15 protein-coding genes are annotated in these 19,960 nt (G+C 64.5%); 14 read left to right on the top strand and 1 reads right to left on the bottom strand.

The genetic code is table 11. From position 1 onward, the window contains the following. Nucleotides 1-4 precede the first annotated feature (4 nt). The 11 genes from OSH12_RS10435 to mfd all read left to right on the top strand — a co-directional run bounded on the left by OSH12_RS10435 (nt 5) and on the right by mfd (nt 14,711). Nucleotides 5-1,603: an ABC transporter substrate-binding protein gene (locus OSH12_RS10435; RefSeq protein ID WP_266343487.1), complete on the top strand. Its 1,599-nt coding sequence runs from the start codon at nt 5-7 to the stop codon at nt 1,601-1,603. Between the two features lie 244 nt (nt 1,604-1,847). Next, entirely contained in the window at nt 1,848-2,876 is a 1,029-nt protein-coding gene (locus tag OSH12_RS10430) for an ABC transporter permease (RefSeq protein ID WP_266343486.1), read from the top strand. Nucleotide 2,877: 1 nt separating this feature from the next. Next, nucleotides 2,878-3,750, top strand: coding sequence for an ABC transporter permease (locus OSH12_RS10425; protein WP_266343485.1), 873 nt, complete (start codon nt 2,878-2,880; stop codon nt 3,748-3,750). Between the two features lies 1 nt (nt 3,751). Continuing rightward, the gene (locus OSH12_RS10420) at nt 3,752-4,654 is read left to right on the top strand and encodes an ABC transporter ATP-binding protein (RefSeq protein ID WP_266343484.1); all 903 of its coding nucleotides are present in this window, start codon (nt 3,752-3,754) and stop codon (nt 4,652-4,654) included. Then, on the top strand, nt 4,651-5,478 hold the full coding sequence (locus OSH12_RS10415; RefSeq protein ID WP_266343483.1) for an ABC transporter ATP-binding protein: 828 nt from the start codon (nt 4,651-4,653) through the stop codon (nt 5,476-5,478). The genes OSH12_RS10420 and OSH12_RS10415 overlap by 4 nt, the downstream gene beginning before the upstream one ends. 9 nt (nt 5,479-5,487) lie before the next feature. Further along, nucleotides 5,488-6,048 (top strand): GAF domain-containing protein, encoded by a 561-nt coding sequence (locus OSH12_RS10410; protein ID WP_266343482.1) that lies wholly within the window; start codon nt 5,488-5,490, stop codon nt 6,046-6,048. A gap of 1 nt (nt 6,049) precedes the next feature. Beyond that, on the top strand, nt 6,050-8,125 hold the full coding sequence (locus OSH12_RS10405) for a hydantoinase/oxoprolinase family protein (protein ID WP_266343481.1): 2,076 nt from the start codon (nt 6,050-6,052) through the stop codon (nt 8,123-8,125). Nucleotides 8,126-8,128: 3 nt separating this feature from the next. After that, the gene (locus OSH12_RS10400) at nt 8,129-9,805 is read left to right on the top strand and encodes a hydantoinase B/oxoprolinase family protein (RefSeq protein ID WP_266343480.1); all 1,677 of its coding nucleotides are present in this window, start codon (nt 8,129-8,131) and stop codon (nt 9,803-9,805) included. Nucleotides 9,806-10,342: 537 nt separating this feature from the next. Further along, on the top strand, nt 10,343-10,633 hold the full coding sequence (locus OSH12_RS10395) for an HdeA/HdeB family chaperone (protein ID WP_266343479.1): 291 nt from the start codon (nt 10,343-10,345) through the stop codon (nt 10,631-10,633). Between the two features lie 281 nt (nt 10,634-10,914). Then, complete coding sequence (locus OSH12_RS10390; RefSeq protein WP_266343478.1) at nt 10,915-11,202, top strand: FAD assembly factor SdhE; 288 nt, start codon at nt 10,915-10,917, stop codon at nt 11,200-11,202. 5 nt (nt 11,203-11,207) lie between these two features. After that, a complete protein-coding gene (mfd, locus tag OSH12_RS10385; protein WP_266343477.1) occupies nt 11,208-14,711 on the top strand; it encodes a transcription-repair coupling factor in 3,504 nt (1,167 codons plus the stop codon). A 284-nt stretch (nt 14,712-14,995) separates the two neighbouring features. Here the strand turns inward: mfd and OSH12_RS10380 are convergent, their stop codons facing one another. Then, a complete protein-coding gene (locus tag OSH12_RS10380) occupies nt 14,996-16,831 on the bottom strand; it encodes an extracellular solute-binding protein (RefSeq protein WP_266343476.1) in 1,836 nt (611 codons plus the stop codon). Nucleotides 16,832-17,079: 248 nt separating this feature from the next. On the opposite strand from OSH12_RS10380, the gene OSH12_RS10375 reads away from it, so the two are divergent. The 3 genes from OSH12_RS10375 (at nt 17,080) to OSH12_RS10365 (ending at nt 19,954) form a co-directional block, all read left to right on the top strand. Then, complete coding sequence (locus OSH12_RS10375) at nt 17,080-17,763, top strand: invasion associated locus B family protein (RefSeq protein ID WP_266343475.1); 684 nt, start codon at nt 17,080-17,082, stop codon at nt 17,761-17,763. A gap of 149 nt (nt 17,764-17,912) precedes the next feature. Further along, nucleotides 17,913-18,401, top strand: a complete 489-nt coding sequence (locus OSH12_RS10370; RefSeq protein ID WP_266343474.1) for a formate dehydrogenase subunit gamma — start codon at nt 17,913-17,915, stop codon at nt 18,399-18,401. Then, nucleotides 18,398-19,954, top strand: a complete 1,557-nt coding sequence (locus OSH12_RS10365) for a formate dehydrogenase beta subunit (RefSeq protein ID WP_266343473.1) — start codon at nt 18,398-18,400, stop codon at nt 19,952-19,954. Before OSH12_RS10370 ends, OSH12_RS10365 begins: the two co-directional genes overlap by 4 nt. The last annotated feature ends 6 nt before the right edge of the window (nt 19,955-19,960 follow it).

The following is a 19,960-nucleotide window of genomic DNA, read 5'->3' as shown; positions in this document are numbered from 1 at the left end:
CACGATGACGAACTTGCGCGCAGCGCTGCTTCTGGCGGCGCTTTCGACCACCGCCCTGATGACGACGCCCGCTCTCGCGGAGACCGTGCTGCGCCTCGACGAGGTGCCGGTCGGTGAGCTCGACCCGGGCAAGGCGTCCGATTACGCCGACTCGATCCTGATGTTCAACGTCTACGACACGCTGGTCGCGCCGTCCGCCGGCAAGCCCGGCATGCAGCCGTTGCTGGCATCGAGCTGGACCGTTGATGGCAATGTCTACACCTTCACGTTGCGCGACGACGTCAAGTTCCATTCCGGCAATCCGCTGACGGCGGAGGATGTCGTCTATTCCTATGACCGTATGATCGCGCTGGGGCAGGGCTTCTCGCATCTGTTCGCCGAGAGCGTTGCCAAGGTCGAGGCCGTTGATCCGAAGACGGTCAAGTTCACGCTGAAGGGGCCGTTCTCGCCCTTCCTCGCTTCGCTCGTCCGCCTGCCGGTCGTGGATTCCAAGCTCGCCCGGTCGCACCAGGCCGAGGGCAAGTTCGGTGCGTTTGGCGATTATTCGGAAGCGTGGCTGTCGGCGAATGACGCCGGCTCCGGCGCCTATGTCGTCGTGTCTCAGAACCCGCAGTCCGAGACGGTGATGGCCAAGTTCCCGGGCTATTTCCTCGGCGCAACGCCGAAGTCGCCCGACAAGGTCCGCTTCCGCTATGGCCTGGAGGCCTCGACCGTCCGCGCGCTGCTGTCGAAGGGCGAGCATGACATCGGCTCGCAGTGGCTGCCGCCGGAAGTCGCCAAGGCGCTTGCCGCCGACGACAAGATGCAGTTGCTGACCGAGACGGGCACCAACGTATTCTACATCAAGCTGAACACCGCCAAGGCGCCGCTCGACGACGTCCATTGTCGTCGCGCCCTGACCTATGCCTTCGATTATGCGACAGCCGCCAAGATGATTGCAGTCACGGGCGATGTTTCGCTTGGCAATCCGGCCAATGGCCCGATCCCGCATGGCATGCTCGGTTCTTCGACCGATGTCCCGAACTATGCGCAGGACATGGAGAAGGCCAAGGCCGAACTGGCCCAGTGCAAGTACAAGCCGGGCGACACGCCGCTGGAAATCTCCTGGATTGCCGAAGTACCGCTGGAAGAACGCTTCGCCCTGCTGATGCAGGCCAACTTCTCGCAGCTTGGCTTCAAGCCGACCGTGAAGCGGGTTCCCTGGGCTCTGTTCACCGACATGGTGACGAAGCCGGAGACGACGCCGAATATCTCGCAGATATCCAACAGCGCGACGACGCCCGATCCGGATTCGCTGCTGTTCAACACCTACCATTCCTCCGCCAAGGGGACCTGGCAGTCGCCGGAGTATCTGGAGGACGCCGAGGTCGACAAGCTGCTGGAAGCCGGCCGCGCCGAAGTGGATCCGGCCAAGCGCCAGAAGATCTATGAGGATCTGAGCCAGCGCCTGCGCGACCTCGCGCCGACGATTTACGCCTATGATCAGGTCGCCGTGTTCCCGGCCCGCAAGACGGTGACGGTGCCGGCGCTCTCGGACGACGCGCATCGTTATGCGCTGTCGGGCTACAGCTTCTCGTTCCGCGAGATGGAGATGGCGCAGTAACGCGCCTCCTTCATCCGATCGGCTCGTGGACGCTTCCCTTCAGTCGCGCCCACGAGCCCTTTCTTTGGGGCAGGGCTTGGCGCGCTTCTTCACCTCTCCCTCACGGGAGAGGTCGACGCACGCAGTGCGGCGGGTGAGGGCTTACGGCCTCACCGGATAGTTCCCTAAACCCTCACCCGGAGCTGCGCTCCGACCTCTCCCGTGAGGCGAGAGGTGAAGAAGAGGCCCAGCGAGCGGGTAGACCATGTCGAACATCCTCAGATCCCTTCTGCACCGACTCGGCGCCGCCCTGATCGTCATGATCGGCATCTCGATGCTGATCTTCGCGATTGCCCGCGTCATGCCCGGCGACCCCGCTCGCATCGCGCTCGGCCCCAACGCCACGGCCGAACAGGTCGCGGCGCTTCGGCTGGAGCGGCACCTCGATGCCTCGCTGCCGGTGCAATATTGGGAATTCGTCAAGTCGCTGGCGACCGGCGATCTCGGCAAGTCGCTCTACACCAATCGCCCCGTCACGACCGACATCGCCCAGTTCCTGCCGGCGACGCTGGAGCTGGTGTTCGTGTCGGGTATCCTGATGGTGCTGATCGGCCTGCCGCTCGGCATCCTGTCGGCGCATTTTCGCGGCCGGTTCCCGGATCATGTCGGCCGGCTGATTTCGCTGCTCGGCGTCTGCACGCCCGCCTTCGTCTGGGGCGTCATCCTGCAGCTGGTATTCGGCTATTTCTGGGGCTGGTTTCCGATCGAAGGACGGCTGCTGGAGGGAACGCCGATCCCGCCAGGGCCGACCGGCTTCTATCTCATCGACATGGCCATGGCCGGTAACGGCGCCGGATTCCTCGACGCGCTGCATCACCTGATCCTGCCGGCGCTGGCGCTGGCCATGTCCGGCCTCGGCCAGACGGCGCGACTGACTCGCTCGAATATGAACGAGGTCTATGATCGCCCCTATGTCGAGATGGCGCGGGCCTATGGCTTTCCGGCGCGGCGGATTGCTACCCGATATGCCTTCCGTCCGGCGCTGATCCCGACGCTGACCATCCTCGGCCTCGAATTCGCGGCGATGCTCGGCAACGCCTTCCTGGTCGAAAAGGTGTTCGGCTGGCCCGGCCTGTCGCGCTACGGCGTCGAGGTGATCCTGCGCAAGGATCTCGATGCCATTGTCGGCACGGTTCTGGTCATCGCCGCCGCCTTCCTGATCGTCAACATCATCGTCGACATCCTGGTGAACGTCATCAACCCGCGCATTCGCCTCGCAGCGGGGAGGGCATAACATGTCGGAACCCGGCTCCCCGGTCCTCGCTTCGCGGACGCGCTCCAAGGCATGGGCGGCTTACACCGCAGACCCACTCTCGGTCATTGGTCTGGTCATCGTCGTCGCGATCGTGGCGCTTGCGATCTTCGCGCCCTTCGTCACGCCCTATCCCGACCATGTCGGCCCCACGGGTGATTTCGCGGCGATGAACGCGGCGCCGAGTGCCGACTTCTGGTTCGGCACCGATGTGATCGGCCGCGACCTGTTCACCCGCATCATCTACGGCTACCGGCTGTCGCTGATCATGGCGATCGTCGTGCTCGCCATCGCGACGCCGATCGGCGTCATTGTCGGGCTGGTCGCCGGCTACAAGGGTGGCTGGACCGACTATGTCCTGATGCGGATCACCGACGTGTTCCTCGCCGTGCCGCCTCTGGTGCTGGCCATGGCGATCATGGGCTTCCTCGAGCCGACGCTGATGAACGGCATGCTCGCCATCACCGCCATGTGGTGGCCGTGGTATGCGCGGCTGATCTACAACGTCACCCGCGCCGAGGCGCAGGAGGGCTATGTGCTCGCCGCCGAGACGGTTGGTGCTTCAACGGCACACATCCTGTTCCGCGAAATCCTGCCGAATTGCTGGCCTTCGATCCTGACCAAGATGACGCTCGATATCGGCTTCGTCATCCTGATGGCCTCGTCGCTTTCCTTCCTCGGCCTCGGCGTTCAGCCGCCGACCCCGGATCTCGGCTCCATGGTCGCCGATGGCGCGAAATACATGCCAGACGCGTGGTGGCTGACGATCTACCCGGCGCTGGCCATCCTGCTCATCGTGCTTGGCTTCAACCTCGTCGGCGATGGCCTGCGTGAAGCCTTTGAAGCGGAGAGCTGAAATGAACAACGCTCTCCAGAAGCCGGTCCTCACCATCCGCGACCTGCGCCTCGCCTTTGGCGACCGCCGCCATCAAACGCCTGTGCTGCACGGCATTTCGTTGCACATCCAGCCGGGTGAGAAAGTCGCGCTTGTCGGCGAATCCGGTTCCGGCAAGTCGGTGACGGCGCGCCTCGCCATGGGGCTTTTGCAGGATTCGAAGCGGACGCACGTCTCCGGCTCGATCTGGTTCGATGGCATCGACGCCGCCAAGGGCGGTCCGGAAATCGCCAGGCGGCGGGGCAACCGCGTCGCCATGATCTTCCAGGATCCAACGTCGGCGTTGAATCCGACCTTCAAGATCCGTGGCCAGTTTCGCGACGTGCTGCGTTCGGGTGATCGCTCGATCTCGAAGGACGAGGCCGACCGCCGGGCCGAGGCGGCGCTTGCCGAGGTTTCGATCCCCGATCCGAAGCGGGCGCTTGATTCCTACGCCTTCCAGCTTTCCGGCGGCATGAACCAGCGTGTCATGATCGCGATGTCGCTGGCCAACCGGCCGCAGCTTCTCATCGCAGACGAGCCCGGCACGGCGCTCGACGTCACGGTGCAGGCGCAGACGCTGAATCTGATGCACGAACTGACCGAGAAGACCGGCACGTCCGTGCTGCTGATCTCGCACAATCTCGGCGTCGTGCGTGAATTCGCCGACCGGGTCTATGTCATCTATCGGGGTCGCATCGTCGAGCATGGCACGACGGCACAACTCTTCAACGATCCGCGCCACCCCTATACGCGGGCGCTGCTCGCCGCGATCCCGAAGATCTCGGGCGGCGGCCTGCCGGACCTGCCGGAGCGCAGCCCCGAATTCGAGAACCCGCTGATCACGCATGAAGGCTGCGGCGAGCCGGCGGAGGCCTTGTCATGACCAGCGCCCCGATCCTCGAACTCGACCGCCTCGGCAAGGTTTTTGCCGCGGATGGCCATAGCGTCACCGCGCTGGACGATGTCTCGCTTTCGTTCGAGCGCGGCGAGTGCCACGCCATCGTCGGCGAGTCCGGTTCCGGCAAGACGACGATTGCCAATCTCGTGCTGGGGCTGCTCGGCGCGACGTCGGGCGCGATCCGCTTCAATGGCGCAACGCTCGGACGCAGCCGGACGCGCGACCAGAAGCGGGCGATCCAATTGGTGCAGCAGAACCCGCTCTCGGCGCTCAATCCGCGTCGCAGCGTCGGCGCCAGCATTCGCCTGCCGCTCGACGTGCATGGGCTAGGCAAGGGCTCCGAGCGCAACAGCCGCGTCGCCGCGCTGCTGCAGGAAGTCGGGCTGGAGCCGGAACACGCCAAGCGTTCGCCGCGCGGCCTTTCCGGCGGCCAGCGCCAGCGCATCGCGATTGCCCGGGCGCTTGCTTGCGAGCCTGAATTGCTGGTGCTGGACGAGCCGACCTCGGCGCTCGACGTGCTGGTGCAGGCGAGGGTGCTTGAGCTTTTGCAGCGCCTGCGCCGGGAGCGCGGCCTGACCTACCTCTTCATCACGCATGACCTTGCCGTCGTGCGCGCCATCGCCGACCGGGTGAGCGTGTTCCAGAAGGGGCGCCTCGTCGAGACCGGGCCGGTCGAAACCATCTTCTCCGATCCGAAGAGCGCCTACACGCGCGAGCTGATCGGAGCCATTCCCGTCGTGACGGAGGCCGAGGCCGCGCTACGCGCAGCCATCCGCGCAGGGACGCCAATCCCTGCCGGGGCCGAATAGGAAGGATCTATGATGAGCACTACCGCAGAGCTGAAGCAGGTCGATCCCGTATCGGATTCGAAGGCATGGGACGCGCTGATCGCGGCCCTTGGCGAAGAGAACCAGCCGACCGCGACGCTCGCCAGGGTCGAGGCGCTCTATCAGCGTGAAGTTGGCGCGATCATCTTCACGGTGATGAGCGCGGATTTCGACACCGGCATGTCGCGCCGACTCTATTCCAATCATCCGGAAGAATACCCGACCTCGGGCTACAAGCAGTCAGCCGCCGGCAAGTGGAACGATCTCGTCTTCGGCGAGAAGAAGCCCTACGTCGCCAACACTATCGAAGAGATCGCCACCGTCTTCCACGACCATGAGCTGATTGAATCGCTCGGCTGCGGCTCGTGCATCAATGTGCCGGTCGTGTTCGAAGGCAACGTGCTCGGGACGATCAACATCCTCGACAAGACCGGCGCCTATACGCCCGAAAAGGTCGAGCGCGCCATGGCGCTGCGCCCGTTCGCGGCGATCGGCATCCTCGCCGCCACCGTCACCGAACAGGCATCCGCGATCCGCGCCGGGAAGGTCTGAGATGAACGACAAGACGATCCGCGTCGCCACCGACGTCGGGGGCACCTTCACTGACCTCGTCTATTTCGAGACGGATACCGCGACCGGCCGCCAGACGGTGCGGACCGCGAAGTCCGATACGACGCCGCCGAATTTTGAGCAGGGCGTGCTGAACGTGCTCGCCAAGGCCGATGTTGACCCCGCCGACATCGCCTTCTTCGCGCACGGAACCACCGTCGTCATCAACGCGCTGACCGAGCGCAAGGGCGCCCGCACGGCGCTGATCACGACCGAGGGGTTTCGCGATGTGCTGGAGATCGCGCGCGGCAATCGGCCGGACTTCTTCAACCTGCAATATGTGAAGCCCGAACCCTTCGTGCCGCGCTATCTTTGCCGCGAAGTGCCGGGCCGTATCGCCTATACCGGCGCGGAGCGCAGCCCCCTCGACCTCTCGGGCCTGCCAGCGATCCTTGAGGACTTCCGCGCCGAGGGCGTCGAGGCGATTGCCATCTGCCTTCTGCATTCCTATGCCGATCCGCGCCATGAGGAAGCTGTGGCGGCTGAGATCCGCCGGCTCTGGCCGGAAGTCTCCGTCGTCGCCTCGCACCAGATCACCCGCGAATGGCGCGAATATGAGCGCGCCTCGACCGCCGTGCTCTCCGCCTATGTGCAGCCGGTCGCCAGCCGATATCTCGGCCGGCTCGAAGACGGTCTCGCCTCGAAGAATTTCGGTGGCCAGCTTTACGTCATGCAGTCGAACTGCGGCGTCGACTCGCTGGCGGCGACGCGCGAGATCCCGATCACCATGGTCGAGAGCGGTCCGGCGTCCGGCTTCTGGGGCGCGGCCGAGCTTGGCCGCATCCTCGACGAGCCCAACGTGCTGGCGCTCGACATCGGTGGCACAACGGCGAAGTGCTCGCTGATTGAGAACGGCCACGTCAAGATCATGACGGACTACTGGATCGAGCGTGACCGCACCTCTTCCGGTTATCCGATCATGGTGCCGGTGGTCGATCTCGTCGAGATCGGCAATGGCGGCGGCTCGATCGCCTGGGTCGACGATTTCGGCAAGCTGCATGTCGGCCCGCAATCGGCCGGTGCCAAGCCGGGGCCTGCCGCCTATGCCCGCGGCGGCACGCAGGCGACGACGACCGACGCCAATCTGGCGCTCGGCCGCATCGACAAGGACTATTTCTGCGGCGGCACCATCACCGCCGACATGAAGGCGGTCGATGGTGCGCTGAACGGGTTGGCGGAAAAGCTTGGCCTGTCGCCGATCGAGGCGGCGCGCGGCATCGTCCGCATCGCCAACAACAACATGATCAACGCGCTGAAGCTGGTGTCGCTCAATCGCGGCCACGACCCGCGCGACTTCACGCTGGTCGCCTTCGGCGGCGGCGGCGCGATGCATGCGGTGGCGCTCGCTACCGAACTCGGCATGAAGAAGGTCGTCATCCCGCGCGGCGCTTCGGTGTTCTCGGCCTGGGGCATGATGATGTCCGACCTGCGCCGCGACTTCTTCGTGTCGCGCCTGATCGAGCAGGGCGAGGGCCGCCCCGCCGCGCTGGAGGCGCTGCTGCACGAGACGAAGCTGCGCGCCGCCGCGCAGTTCGCCAAGGAGGGCGTCGCCGGCGACAAGGTGAAGCTCGTCCCCTTCATCAAGTGCCGCTACCAGAACCAGGAGCACGCGGTCGAGGTCGAGTTCGAGGGCGATGCCGTCAACGCCGCGTCGATCGACGAGATGATCGCGCAGTTCCACACGGCCTATGAGCGCGAATACACCTATCGCCTCGATGCGCCGGTCGAGATCGTCGGCCTGCATCTGGTGGCTTCCGCCGAAGTCGGCAAGCTCGAGATGATCGCGCTGCCGACGACGGGTGCTGCGCTCGACCAGGCGGTGAAGAGCCGCCGCGACGTCGACTATGCGCTCGAAGGCGTGCACGAGGCGACGATCTACGACCTTGCGAAGCTGGAGCCGGGAATGCGCTTCAGCGGCCCTGCCATCCTCGAGGATTCCGGCACGACCGTGGTGATCCATCCCGGTAACCGCGTTTCCATCGACGCCTATGGCAACACCCATATCGAACTGGGGGCCTGACCTATGACCAGTGCAGCAACAACCAGCCCGACCTACGATCCCGTCACCTTCGACATCATCCAGAATTCGCTGCAGGCGATTTCGGACGAGATGTTCGCGGCGATGCGCAAGACGGCGATGAGCGCCATCATCTATGAGGTGCTCGACATGGGCACCGGCATCTGCGCCGCCGATGGCGAGATCGCGTCCTCCGGCGCCGGCATTCCTTCCTTCATCGGCGTGCTCGACAAGGCGGCGAAGGCGATCCTGCGCAAGCACCCCGTCACCTCGATCTATCCGGGCGACGTCTTCGTGACCAATGACCCGTTCTATGGCGGCGTCACCCATCTGAACGATGTGGTGCTGGTCATGCCGGTCTTCGCAGAGGGCGAGATCGTCGCCTGGACCGCGAACATCGCGCATTGGAACGATGTCGGCGGCATGGTGCCGGGCTCGATGTCGACCGACGCCAAGGAGATCTTCCAGGAAGGCCTCCGCATTCCCGCGATCAAGATCATCGACAAGGGTGTGTCGAACCAGTCCGTCATGGACCTGATGACGGTCAATTCGCGCCTGCCCGAATTCCTGAAGGGCGACATGTGGGCGGCGATCGCCGCCGTCCGCATCGGCGAGAAGCGTATCCTCGATCTCGTCGCCAAATACGGCAAGGGAACCTTCATCGCCGCCATGAAGCACTTCATGGACTATGGCGAGCAGGTCACGTTGAAGGCTCTCAAGGAACTGCCCAAGGGCAAGTTCTCCTTCGCCGAAGAGCAGGATAGCGGCCAGATCTACAAGGTGACGGTCGAGATCACCGACGATGAATTCATCGTCGATTTGACCGCCAATCCCGACCAGACGCTGACGCCGAGCAATGCCAGCCGCGATGGCGTCATCGTCTCGTGCCAGATGGCGATCAAGGCGATCACCGATGTCAGCGCGCCGGCAAATGGCGGCTCATTCCGTCCGCTCGTCGTCAAGACCCGTCCGGGATCGATCTTCGACGCGCAGGAGCCGGCGGCGCACGGCTTCTACTACGAGGTCGAGATCCGCGTGTTCGACCTGATCCTGCGCTGCCTGGCGCAGCACCTGCCCGAAAAACTCTCCGCCGGCAGCTTTGCCTCGATCTGCGGCACCGTGCTCGGTGGTCCGCATCCCGACACCGGCCGGCACTTCACCATCGTCGAGCCGGAACTCGGCGGCTGGGGCGCCATGCCCGGCCGCGACGGCAACAACGCCATCTTCTCCGGTTTCCACGGCGAGACGTTCAACTGCCCGGCCGAGATCGCCGAGGCCCGCTATGGGCTGTTCGTCGACCAGCTGGCGCTGAACCCGGAAGAGGGCGGCGAGGGCCAGTGGCGTGGTGGCAAGGGTATCCGCATGGACTATCGTGTCCGCGCCGATGGCAACTTCCTGACCTGCGGCTACACGCGTTCGCGCATCCTGCCCTGGGGCATGGAAGGCGGTCATGTTGGCACCGGCAACCATGTCGACGTCATCAAGTCCGACGGCAGCCGCAGGCGCTATTCCTTCGCCACGGGCATCGAACTGAACAAGGGCGATGTCGTGCGCGTTGTTACTGGCAATGGCGGTGGCTACGGCGACCCGAAGAAGCGCGACCGCGCTGCCGTACTTGAAGACATCAAGAACGGCTATCTGAGCGCCGAGCGGGCCAAGACGGTCTACGGCGTCGAGGTGTGACGTCCGACGATCCGGGCACCGCGCGTGCGTTGCTGCGCGGCGCCCGGTTCGCGTAAGGTTTGGCTGTCGTGGCCGACCCACGCTCGGCCGTCATCCCTGCGAAAGCAGGGATCCATGGTGCGGCCGGGCCCGGCGTCGAGCGCCTGGCTCAGAATTCGGTTGTCGGCGCGACTCGCGACTGCCTCCGTTCCGTGGCTCAGATCCCTAGGCTTCGGCGGCAATGGATCCCTGCTTTCGCAAGGATGACAGCGAGGGTGAGGAGAGGTAGGCGCTCAATCGGCCGGGGCCTCGCGCATTGAGTCAGCTTCCCGGGGTCTTGGAGACGCCACGCTCCCAATTCGGGACCTTTGATTGCCAGCGAAACTTACTTGTCTCGAGCGGCAAGTATTTGTCGGGGAAAATTCGGTGTCTACCTGGCGTGACCTCACAGAGTCGCCGGGTAAACATCGTGTGACGATCGCGTTTGTCATCGGATCGTGAGCGCCAATTGCACTATTTTTGCCGCCGACGGGGGCCATTGGAAAGGATACCCTGACCATGACACGTCATTTGCTAAGTGCATTTGCCTCTCTGTGTATTGTCTTGGCCGTCCCAGCCATGGCCAGAGAAATCGACGTTTCGAAATTGACCTGCAAAGAGGTGGGCGCCATGGCGCCTGCCAGGATTGCTGGCGTGGCCATGTGGATGAGCGGCTACGTCCATGGCAAGGCTGGCAACACCATGGTGGATACCGAGAAGTCGCATGCCAATGCTGAGAAGATCGCTGCCTATTGCAAGAGCAACGCCGACGCTACGCTGGCGAGCGCGGTAGGGGCGGTGTTCAAATAGTGGCGCAAGGGGCGGTCTTCGGGCCGCCCTTCTTCATCTCGTTCGTTACTGGGGCGCCGATTGGGCTTCCCTGTGATGTTGCTTATACATCCCCCACTGTGATCGCTGCGAAAGCAGGTACCCATGAAGCGGCCGGACCCGGAATCGAACGCTTGGGCTCTGCTGCCTCGATCCCCGGACGCCGGTACACGCTCCGTCGTCCTCCCGTCCTTCTACGGCTGACAAGTGCATCCCTTGGGGCTATACCTCGCCGCATCGAACTGGATCGGCGGAGTTGAGAGATGAGCGGCACGACATTGTCGAGCGACGGGCTGGACGTTCGTCGCCGGCGTACCCATTTTCGCTGCTGGCATCGCGGCATGCGCGAGATGGATCTGATCCTCGGGCGTTTCGCCGATGCCCATATCGCGACCCTCACTCTGGATGAGCTCGACGTTCTCGAAGCGCTGATGGAGGAACAGGATCGCGATCTGCTGATCTGGCTGACGGGCGAAGCTCCGACGCCGGATGACGTCAAAACCGAATTCTTCCAGAAGCTTGCCGCCTTCACCGGCGCCACCCCCCGTTAGGCGCAATGGTCACATTCCCTTACATTCTCGTTCGCCCGTCTACGGTGCTTTCGGGCGTTCCCGACGGCTTTGACGGCAAGGTCGTCGCTGATATCGCAGTGCTGGCGGCGCGCGAGAACCTGCCCTACGTCCTCGTCGTCGCGCGCGACGGCAACCGCATGGCCGATCTCGAACAGGCGATGCGCTTCTTCTCGCCGGGGACCGAAGTGGTCGCGGTGCCGGCCTGGGACTGCATGCCCTATGACCGGGTGTCGCCGAACACCGCCGTCGTCGCCCGGCGCATGGCGGCTCTGTCCTACCTGGCCAATCATCAGCCGGTGAAGGGGCGGGCGCTTGTCGTCCTCACCACCGTCAATGCCGCCGTCCAGCGCCTGCCGCGCCGCGAACAGATCGCGCGCCAGAGCCTTTCCATTGCCGGCGGCAACCAGCTTTCCATGGACAAGCTGATCGGCTGGCTGGAGGACAACGGCTTCCTGCGTACCTCGACCGTGCGCGAGGCGGGCGAATACGCCGTGCGCGGCGGCATCATCGATCTGTTCGCGGCGGGTCAGGGCGAGCCGGTTCGTGTTGATTTCTTCGGCGACACGGTCGATTCCATCCGCACCTTCGACGTCGAAAGCCAGCGCACGCTGGCTCAGAAGAAGCGCCTCGATCTCGTGCCGATGAGCGAGCTTGTGCTGTCGCCCGAGGCGATTGCCCGCTTCCGGGCGCGCTATGTGGCGATGTTCGGCGCGACCGACCGCGAAGACATGCTCTATCAATCGGTCAGCGAGGGCCGTCGCTATACCGGCGTCGAGCATTGGCTGCCGCTGTTCGTTGAAGGCCTTGATACGATTTTCGACTACGTTCCCGGCGCACCGGTCGTACTCGATCATCTGGTCGAGGAAGCGATTGCCGAGCGCTTTGACGACATCAAAGACCATTACGACGCACGCAAGAGCGGCATGGGGCAGGCGCAGGGTGGCGTACCCTATCGGCCCGTTCCGCCCGACCAGCTCTATCTCACGCGTGACGAGTGGAAGAGCCGCGAGAAGCAGGCGCCGCTGCTGCGCTTGACGCCGTTTGCCGAAGCGGACGACACCATGGTCGCAGACCTCGGCGGTCGGCATGGCCGCACCTTTGCAGCGGAGCGCACCGCCGGCGACGTCAACGTCTTCGACGCCGTCATCGACCATATTTCGAACTTGCGCGAGAAGAAGCGCGTTGTCGTCGCTTCGTGGAGCGATGGCGCACGTGACCGCCTCGCCCAGGTGCTCGACGATCACGGCCTGAAGCGGGTCGAGCGGATCGAGGATTGGTCTGAGGTCGAGAAGCTTGGCAAGGGCGTTGTCGCGCTTGGCGTGCTCGGGCTCGAATCCGGTTTCGAGACGCCGGACATGGCGTTTATCGGCGAGCAGGACATTCTGGGCGACCGCCTTGTCCGTCCGCGCAAGCGCGCGAAACGTGCCTCCGACTTCCTCTCCGAAGTGACGGGCCTTTCGGACGGCGACATCGTCGTCCATGTCGATCACGGCATTGGTCGCTTCACCGGGCTGAAGACGATCACGGCGGCCGGCGCGCCGCATGATTGTCTCGAACTGGTCTATCAGGGTGGTGACCGGCTCTATCTGCCGGTCGAGAACATCGAGTTGCTGTCGCGCTATGGCTCGGAAGATGCCGAGGCCACGCTCGACAAGCTCGGCGGCGTCGCCTGGCAGGCGCGCAAGGCCAAGCTGAAGCAGCGCATCCGCGACATGGCGGGGCAGCTGATCAAGGTCGCTGCGGCACGCGCCATGCGCCATGCCGAAGTGCTGTCGCCGCCGGAAGGCATCTATGACGAGTTCGCCGCCCGCTTCCCCTATGAGGAAACGGAAGACCAGCTTTCCGCCATTGAGGCTGTCATCGCGGATCTCGGCGCCGGCACGCCGATGGATCGCCTGATCTGCGGCGACGTCGGTTTCGGCAAGACGGAGGTGGCGCTGCGCGCCGCCTTCGTCGCGGTGATGAGCGGCAAGCAGGTCGCGGTCGTCGTGCCGACGACGCTGCTGTCACGCCAGCATTTCCGCACCTTTCAGGCCCGTTTCGCCGGTTTCCCGATCCGCGTCGAACAGGCTTCGCGCCTCGTCTCGACCAAGGATCTGGCCGAGACCAAGAAGGGCCTCAAGGAAGGCCAGGTCGATATCGTCGTCGGCACCCACGCCCTGCTCGGCAAGGGCATCGAATTCCGCGACATCGGCCTCTTGATCATCGACGAGGAGCAGCACTTTGGCGTCAAGCATAAGGAGCGGCTCAAGGAGATCCGCGCCGACGTGCATGTGCTGACGCTCTCCGCGACACCGATCCCGCGCACGCTGCAACTGGCGCTGACGGGCGTTCGCGAATTGTCGCTGATCACCACACCGCCGGTTGATCGCATGGCCGTGCGCACCTTCATCTCGCCGTTTGACGCGCTCGTCGTGCGTGAGGCGCTTTTGCGCGAACGCTATCGCGGCGGCCAGAGTTTCTATGTCTGCCCGCGGCTTTCGGATCTCGCCGAGCGCAAGGAGTTTCTGGACAAGTTCGTGCCGGAGGTGAAGGTCGCCATCGCACATGGCCAGATGCCGCCGACCGAGCTGGAAGACATCATGACGGCGTTCTACGAGGGCGCCTATGACGTGCTGCTCTCGACGACGATCGTCGAATCCGGCCTTGATATTCCGACCGCCAATACGCTGATCGTTCACCGTGCCGACATGTTCGGCCTGGCGCAGCTCTATCAGTTACGTGGTCGCGTTGGCCGCTCGAAGACGCGCGCCTATGCACTGTTCACCGTGCCGGCCGAAAAGCGGCTGACCGCGATGGCGGATCGCCGTCTCAAGGTGTTGCAGTCGCTCGATACGCTGGGCGCGGGCTTCCAGTTGGCGAGCCACGATCTCGACATTCGCGGCGCCGGCAATCTGCTGGGCGAGGAACAGTCGGGTCACATCAAGGAGGTCGGCTACGAGCTCTACCAGCAGATGCTGGAAGAGGCTGTGGCGACGCTGCGCGATGGCGGCGCCGACGAGCAGGAGGCGGACGGCCGCTGGTCGCCGCAGATCACGGTCGGTACGCCGGTCATGCTGCCGGAAACCTATGTGCCGGACCTGCAGCTGCGCCTGTCGCTTTATCGCCGTCTCGGCGATCTGGAGGAGGCGGATCAGATCGACGGCTTCGCGGCCGAGTTGATCGACCGCTTCGGCCCGCTGCCGGACGAGGTCGAGCACCTGCTCAAGATCGTCTACATCAAGGCGCTCTGCCGCAAGGCGAATGTCGAGAAGGTCGATGCCGGCCCGAAGGGCATTGTCATCGCCTTCCGCAACTCGACCTTCGCCAACCCGGCCGGCCTGATCCGCTACATCGGTGAACAGGGCAGCCTGGCCAAGGTTCGGCCGGACCAGAAGATCGTGCTGATCCGCGATTGGGAGAAGCCGGAGCAGCGCCTGAAGGGCACGGCGGTGATCCTGACCCAGCTGGCGCGCATGGCCGAGGAAGGCCGCAAGAAGGCGGCGTGATCGGGCTGCACTTTCTTCACCTCTCCCTTGGGGAGGGGTGAAGAATAGTACGGAGGCATGCTCTGCCGTCATCCCTGCGAAAGCAGGGATCCACGCATCGGCGCGCACGAAGCGACCGTCCATGGCCAGGAGTCAATTCCGCGTCCGCTGCTGCTCAATCCCGCGCCTGGCTGGCGGCCGCCTCAGGCAGCGGCCGGATGGATCCCGGATCTCCGCTTCGCTGCGTCCGGGATGACGGCGAGGGTGTGGAGATGCCCCGACCCGACTTCACGCCCGGCCGGCGGCTACTTCGCCGCCGTCGGATACCAGGTCGGGTAGGTGTAGCCGCTGATCGACTGCTTTTCCGGGTGGCCGACGCGCGACCAGCGGGCAACCCACTGGGCCGGCAGGTAATAGAGCGGCACGACATAGTGCTGCGAGATCAGCACGCGATCGAACGCCCGCACCGTCTCGATGAAGTCCTCGCGCTTGGTGGCGAAGAGGATGTCCTTCAACAGAGCGTCGATCGCCGGGTTGTTGGCGCCGACATAGTTGTAGGAGCCAGGGACATTGGCGTTCGTGCTTGACCAACGGAAATTCTGCTCGTTGCCGGGCGAAAGCGACGCCGGCCACGAGGTCATGATCATGTCGAAGTCGAACTCCTGCACGCGGCGCTCATACTGGGCCGAATCGACTGTGCGGATGGTCGCCTTGATGCCGACGCGGGCCAGCGTGCGCGCATAGGCGAGGCCGACACGCTCCTGTTCGCGATCCTTGAGCAGCAGCTCGAAGGTCAATGGCTGACCGCTGGCCGTGTTGACCAGCGAATTGCCCTTGAGCTCGTAGCCTGCTGATTTCAGCAGTTCCAGTGCCGAGCGCAGCAACTTGCGGTCGCTGCCGGTGCCGTCGCTCTTGGCCGGGCGATAGGTTCCGTCGAGCACGTCGGGCTCCACCGCGTCCGGGAATTTCGCCAGCAGCGCCTTTTCCTTGTCGGAAGCCGGGATGCCGATCGACGACAGCTCGGAGCCTTCGAAATAGCTGGCGTTGCGCTGGTAGACGCCGAAGAAGAGATTCTTGTCGAGCCACTCGAAATCCAGCAGCGAGGCGAGCGACTTGCGGACGCGGACATCCTCGAAGATCGGACGCCGCGTGTTCATGGCGAAGCCGAGCATCCCCTTCGGAACGCCGGTCTCGAACTCTTCCTTTTGCACGCGGCCATCGGCGACGGCCGGGAAATTGTAACCGCTGCGCCAGGTGGCGGGATCGGCTTCCGCGTTCACGTCGTAAAGGCCCTTCTTGAAGGCCTCGAACATCGAGCTGCGGTTGCGGTAATAGTCGATCCGGATCTCATCGAAATTGTCGAAGCCGCGCTTGATCGGCAGGTCCTTGCCCCAGTAATTCGGGTCGAGCTTCAGCGTGAAGCGTTCGCCGGGCTTCACTTCGCCCATCAGATAGGGGCCGCTACCGATCATCGGCTTCAGCGTCGAGCGGTCGAAATTCTCCACGTCGGTGGCGTGTTTTGGCAGGATCGGCATCAGGCCGATCAGGAGCGGCAATTCGCGGTCGGCGCCGTCGCCAAACGTCATGTGCACGCCGTGCTCGCCGACCTTCTCGATCGTCTTCACCTTGGAATACCAGGAGCGGTAATTCGGCCGGCCCTTGTCGCGCAGGATCTCGACCGTGAAAATCACGTCCTCAGGCGTCACCGGCTTGCCGTCGGAGAATCGCGCCTTCGGATTGAGGTTGAAGGTGATCGAGCTGCGATCGTCGGGAACGTCGACGCTCTCCGCCAACAGGCCATAGAGCGTGAACGCCTCGTCGCGATTGCGCGCCAGCAGGGCTTCGAAGACGTTGTTGCCGAGCGAGACGTCCCAGATGCCGCGCGCCGTCGTCTCGGCGCCCTTCACGATGAAGGGGTTGAGGCTGTCATAGCTGCCGACGAAGGCGTAGGTGATTCTGCCGCCCTTCGGCGCATCGGGGTCGGCATAGGGCAAATGGCTGAAATCGGCCGGCAAGGCCGGGTCGCCATGCATCGCCAGGCCGTGGCGCGGCTCGGCCCCGGCCAATCCCGCCAGCGGGAATGTCGCGAAGACGGAGAGGGCGAGGGCGGCCGCCTTGGGCCAATGGGTGCCGAACGGCATGGCAAACTCCTCCCGAATCCGGGTCGGGCAACGAATCGAATAAAAAAATCGTAGCACGGCCACTGGGGCAATCTTGTGCCGGCTAGAATTCCCAACGCTGTCCGGCTATTGATGCGCCGGAGCTTCTCCGTCACCGTGTCGCCTCAATTGCTGGTCATCCAGCCCCGGCGCGTGGGCAGCCTGCTTTCGCAGGTGGACCGTCGGTCGCCGAAGCGCAGTGTTTTGAGATAAACGCAAGGACACGCTCGATGTCGCATCTTAGGAATTCTGGCCTGGTTCGGGTGCCGCATCTGGCTGCTGCCGCGCTTCTCGTGGCGCTGTCCGCACCGCTGGCCTTCGCACAGGACGCCGCTCCGGCCGAGGCGCCCGCCGCCAAGCCGGCCGCCGCCGCCGCTGCAGCGCCGCCGGCTTCGCCCTGGGTCAAGGAATGCGGTCAGGATCCGCAGTCCAAGAAGAAGCTCTGCATCACCTCGCAGGAACTTCGCGCAGAAACCAACCAGTTCATCGCTTCGCTGCAGATCCGCCAGCTTGAAGGCGAGCCCAAGATGGCGCTGACCGCCGTCGTGCTCACCGGGCAGCTGATCCAGCCGGGTCTGCGCGTTCAGGTTGACCAGAACAAGCCGGCCGAGCTGAAGTACGTCGTCTGCGAGCCGAGCGTCTGCTACGCCCAGGCCGAAATTGACACGGCCTTCGTCGCTGCGATGAAGAAGGGTGGCAAGATCACTGCGATCTCGCTCAACCCGCAGGGCAAGCCGATGGTGTTCCCGTTCTCGCTCGCCGGCTTCACCAAGGTCGTTGATGGCGCCGGTCTCGACCGCGCTGCCGGCAAGGCTCGCCGCGATGCGCTGCAGGACCAGCTGCAGAAGAACGCCGAAGAGAATCGCAAGAAGCTCATCGAGCAGCAGAACAAGGAGCGCGGCTCGGAAAATTGAGCCGCTGATCCAGCGAATTCCAAAAGGGCGCGTCCGCAAGGACGCGCCCTTTTTCATTTTGGGCGGGTTCGAGGGCGGGCAAAATTTCACCACAGCGATCGATCGGTTGATTGCGCTTCGGATAAGCGGCACCTTGCGACGATTCTAGTGTGAAAGTGATCGTCGTGAATTCCTACGAGCCATGGAGCGCCGCGCGCGCCGCCGAGATCATCGCCGCCCATACCGGTGGCGAGGGGCCGGCCCTGCCGATCCTCCATGCCATCCAGGCGGCGTTCGGCTACGTGCCGGAAGCGGTGGAGCCGATGATCGCCGAGGCGCTCAATCTTTCCCGCGCGGAAGTGCATGGCGTCGTGACCTTCTATCATGACTTCCGTCGCAAGCCGGCGGGCCGGCATGTGTTGAAGCTCTGCCGCGCCGAGGCGTGCCAGTCGATGGGCGCGAATACGCTCGTGGCGCGTGCCGAGGCAGCCCTCGGTATTGCGCTCGGCGGCACGACGGCGGACGGGCTCGTCACGCTGGAACCGACCTATTGCCTCGGGCTTTGCGCCACGGCGCCATCCGCCATGCTCGACGGCCGCGTGGTCGGCCGATTGAACGAGAGCCGGCTGGATCGGCTCGTCGCGGAGGCGCAGCGATGAGCGCCCGCATTTTCATTCCCGGCGATGCCGCAGCGCTGGCCGTCGGTGCCGATGACGTGGCTGCCACCTTCTCGGCTGCGGCACAGGCGAAGGGCGTGAGCCTCGATATTGTCCGCAATGGATCGCGCGGGCTCTACTGGCTGGAGCCGATGGTCGAGGTCGAGACGGCGCAGGGCCGCATCGCCTATGGCCCGGTCGAGGCCGAGGATGTTTCCGCGCTGCTCGATGCCATGCTGGCAGGCGAGCCACACCCGCTGTTGCTCGGGCCGACGGAGGATATTCCGTGGCTGAAGCGCCAGACGCGGCTGACCTTCGCGCGTTGCGGTATCGTCGATCCGCGCTCGCTGGACGACTACCGCGCCCATGGCGGCTATAAGGGGCTGGAGCGGGCACTGGCGCTTGGGGCCGAGGCGACGGTGGAAGAGGTCGTGCAATCCGGCCTGCGCGGGCGCGGCGGCGCGGGATTCCCGACCGGAATCAAGTGGCGCACGGTCGCCGGCACCAGCGCGGACCAGAAATACATCGTCTGCAATGCCGACGAGGGCGACAGCGGCACCTTTGCCGACCGGATGATCATCGAGGGCGACCCGTTCGTCCTGATCGAGGGCATGACGATATCAGGCATCGCCGTCGGCGCGACGCGCGGCTATCTCTATATCCGCTCCGAATATCCGCATGCCGTGGCGATGATGGAAGCAGCGATCCGCACGGCTCGCGAAGCGGGCTATCTCGGCCACGCTGTCGCCGGCTCCGCGTTCGATTTCGACATGGAAGTTCGCGTCGGCGCCGGCGCCTATGTCTGCGGCGAGGAAACGGCGCTGCTCGAAAGCCTGGAAGGGCGTCGCGGCGTCGTGCGCGCGAAACCGCCGCTGCCGGCTCACAAGGGCCTGTTCGGCAAGCCCACCGTCATTAACAACGTCATTTCGCTCGCCACCGTGCCGATCATCCTGGCCGAGGGCGCGGATGCCTATCGCGATTTCGGCATGGGTCGGTCGCGCGGCACGATGCCGATCCAGATCGCCGGCAATGTGAAGCATGGCGGTCTGTTCGAGATCGCCTTCGGCGTCACGCTGGGCGAACTGGTCGACGAGATCGGCGGCGGCACGGCATCCGGCAAGCCGGTGCGCGCCGTGCAGGTCGGCGGCCCGCTCGGGGCTTATTTCCCGCGCGCGCTGTTCGATACGCCGTTCGACTATGAGGCGTTTGCCGGCAAGGACGGCCTGATCGGCCATGGCGGCATCGTCGTCTTCGACGACACGGTCGACATGGCGAAACAGGCGCGTTTCGCGATGGAATTCTGCGCGATCGAATCCTGCGGCAAGTGCACGCCCTGCCGGATCGGCTCGACGCGCGGCGTCGAGACCGTCGACAAGATCATCCGGGGCGACGAGCGCGAAAAGAACCTCGTGGTGCTCGAAGACCTCTGCCACACGATGAAATTCGGATCGCTCTGTGCACTTGGCGGCTTTACGCCCTATCCTGTCATGAGTGCGCTTACCCATTTTCCCGAGGATTTTGGCGCGCAGGCGCCGGTCCTCGCGGCCGTTCGCTAGGAGATC

It is taken from the genome of Kaistia terrae, from assembly GCF_026344005.1.
GTDB lineage: Bacteria > Pseudomonadota > Alphaproteobacteria > Rhizobiales > Kaistiaceae > Kaistia > Kaistia terrae.
This window is presented reverse-complemented; position numbering and strand designations above follow the sequence as displayed.

What these genes read in the sequence shown, in the direction of transcription:
- OSH12_RS10425 (WP_266343485.1), top strand. Translation starts at nt 2,878, where the DNA reads ATGTCGGAACCCGGCTCCCCGGTCCTCGCTTCGCGGACGCGCTCCAAG.
- OSH12_RS10420 (WP_266343484.1), top strand. Translation starts at nt 3,752, where the DNA reads ATGAACAACGCTCTCCAGAAGCCGGTCCTCACCATCCGCGACCTGCGC.
- OSH12_RS10365 (WP_266343473.1), top strand. Translation starts at nt 18,398, where the DNA reads ATGAGCGCCCGCATTTTCATTCCCGGCGATGCCGCAGCGCTGGCCGTC.
- OSH12_RS10390 (WP_266343478.1), top strand. Translation starts at nt 10,915, where the DNA reads ATGAGCGGCACGACATTGTCGAGCGACGGGCTGGACGTTCGTCGCCGG.
- OSH12_RS10415 (WP_266343483.1), top strand. Translation starts at nt 4,651, where the DNA reads ATGACCAGCGCCCCGATCCTCGAACTCGACCGCCTCGGCAAGGTTTTT.
- mfd (WP_266343477.1), top strand. Translation starts at nt 11,208, where the DNA reads ATGGTCACATTCCCTTACATTCTCGTTCGCCCGTCTACGGTGCTTTCG.
- OSH12_RS10405 (WP_266343481.1), top strand. Translation starts at nt 6,050, where the DNA reads ATGAACGACAAGACGATCCGCGTCGCCACCGACGTCGGGGGCACCTTC.
- OSH12_RS10430 (WP_266343486.1), top strand. Translation starts at nt 1,848, where the DNA reads ATGTCGAACATCCTCAGATCCCTTCTGCACCGACTCGGCGCCGCCCTG.
- OSH12_RS10375 (WP_266343475.1), top strand. Translation starts at nt 17,080, where the DNA reads ATGTCGCATCTTAGGAATTCTGGCCTGGTTCGGGTGCCGCATCTGGCT.
- OSH12_RS10435 (WP_266343487.1), top strand. Translation starts at nt 5, where the DNA reads ATGACGAACTTGCGCGCAGCGCTGCTTCTGGCGGCGCTTTCGACCACC.
- OSH12_RS10395 (WP_266343479.1), top strand. Translation starts at nt 10,343, where the DNA reads ATGACACGTCATTTGCTAAGTGCATTTGCCTCTCTGTGTATTGTCTTG.
- OSH12_RS10410 (WP_266343482.1), top strand. Translation starts at nt 5,488, where the DNA reads ATGATGAGCACTACCGCAGAGCTGAAGCAGGTCGATCCCGTATCGGAT.
- OSH12_RS10400 (WP_266343480.1), top strand. Translation starts at nt 8,129, where the DNA reads ATGACCAGTGCAGCAACAACCAGCCCGACCTACGATCCCGTCACCTTC.
- OSH12_RS10380 (WP_266343476.1), bottom strand. Translation starts at nt 16,831, where the DNA reads ATGCCGTTCGGCACCCATTGGCCCAAGGCGGCCGCCCTCGCCCTCTCC.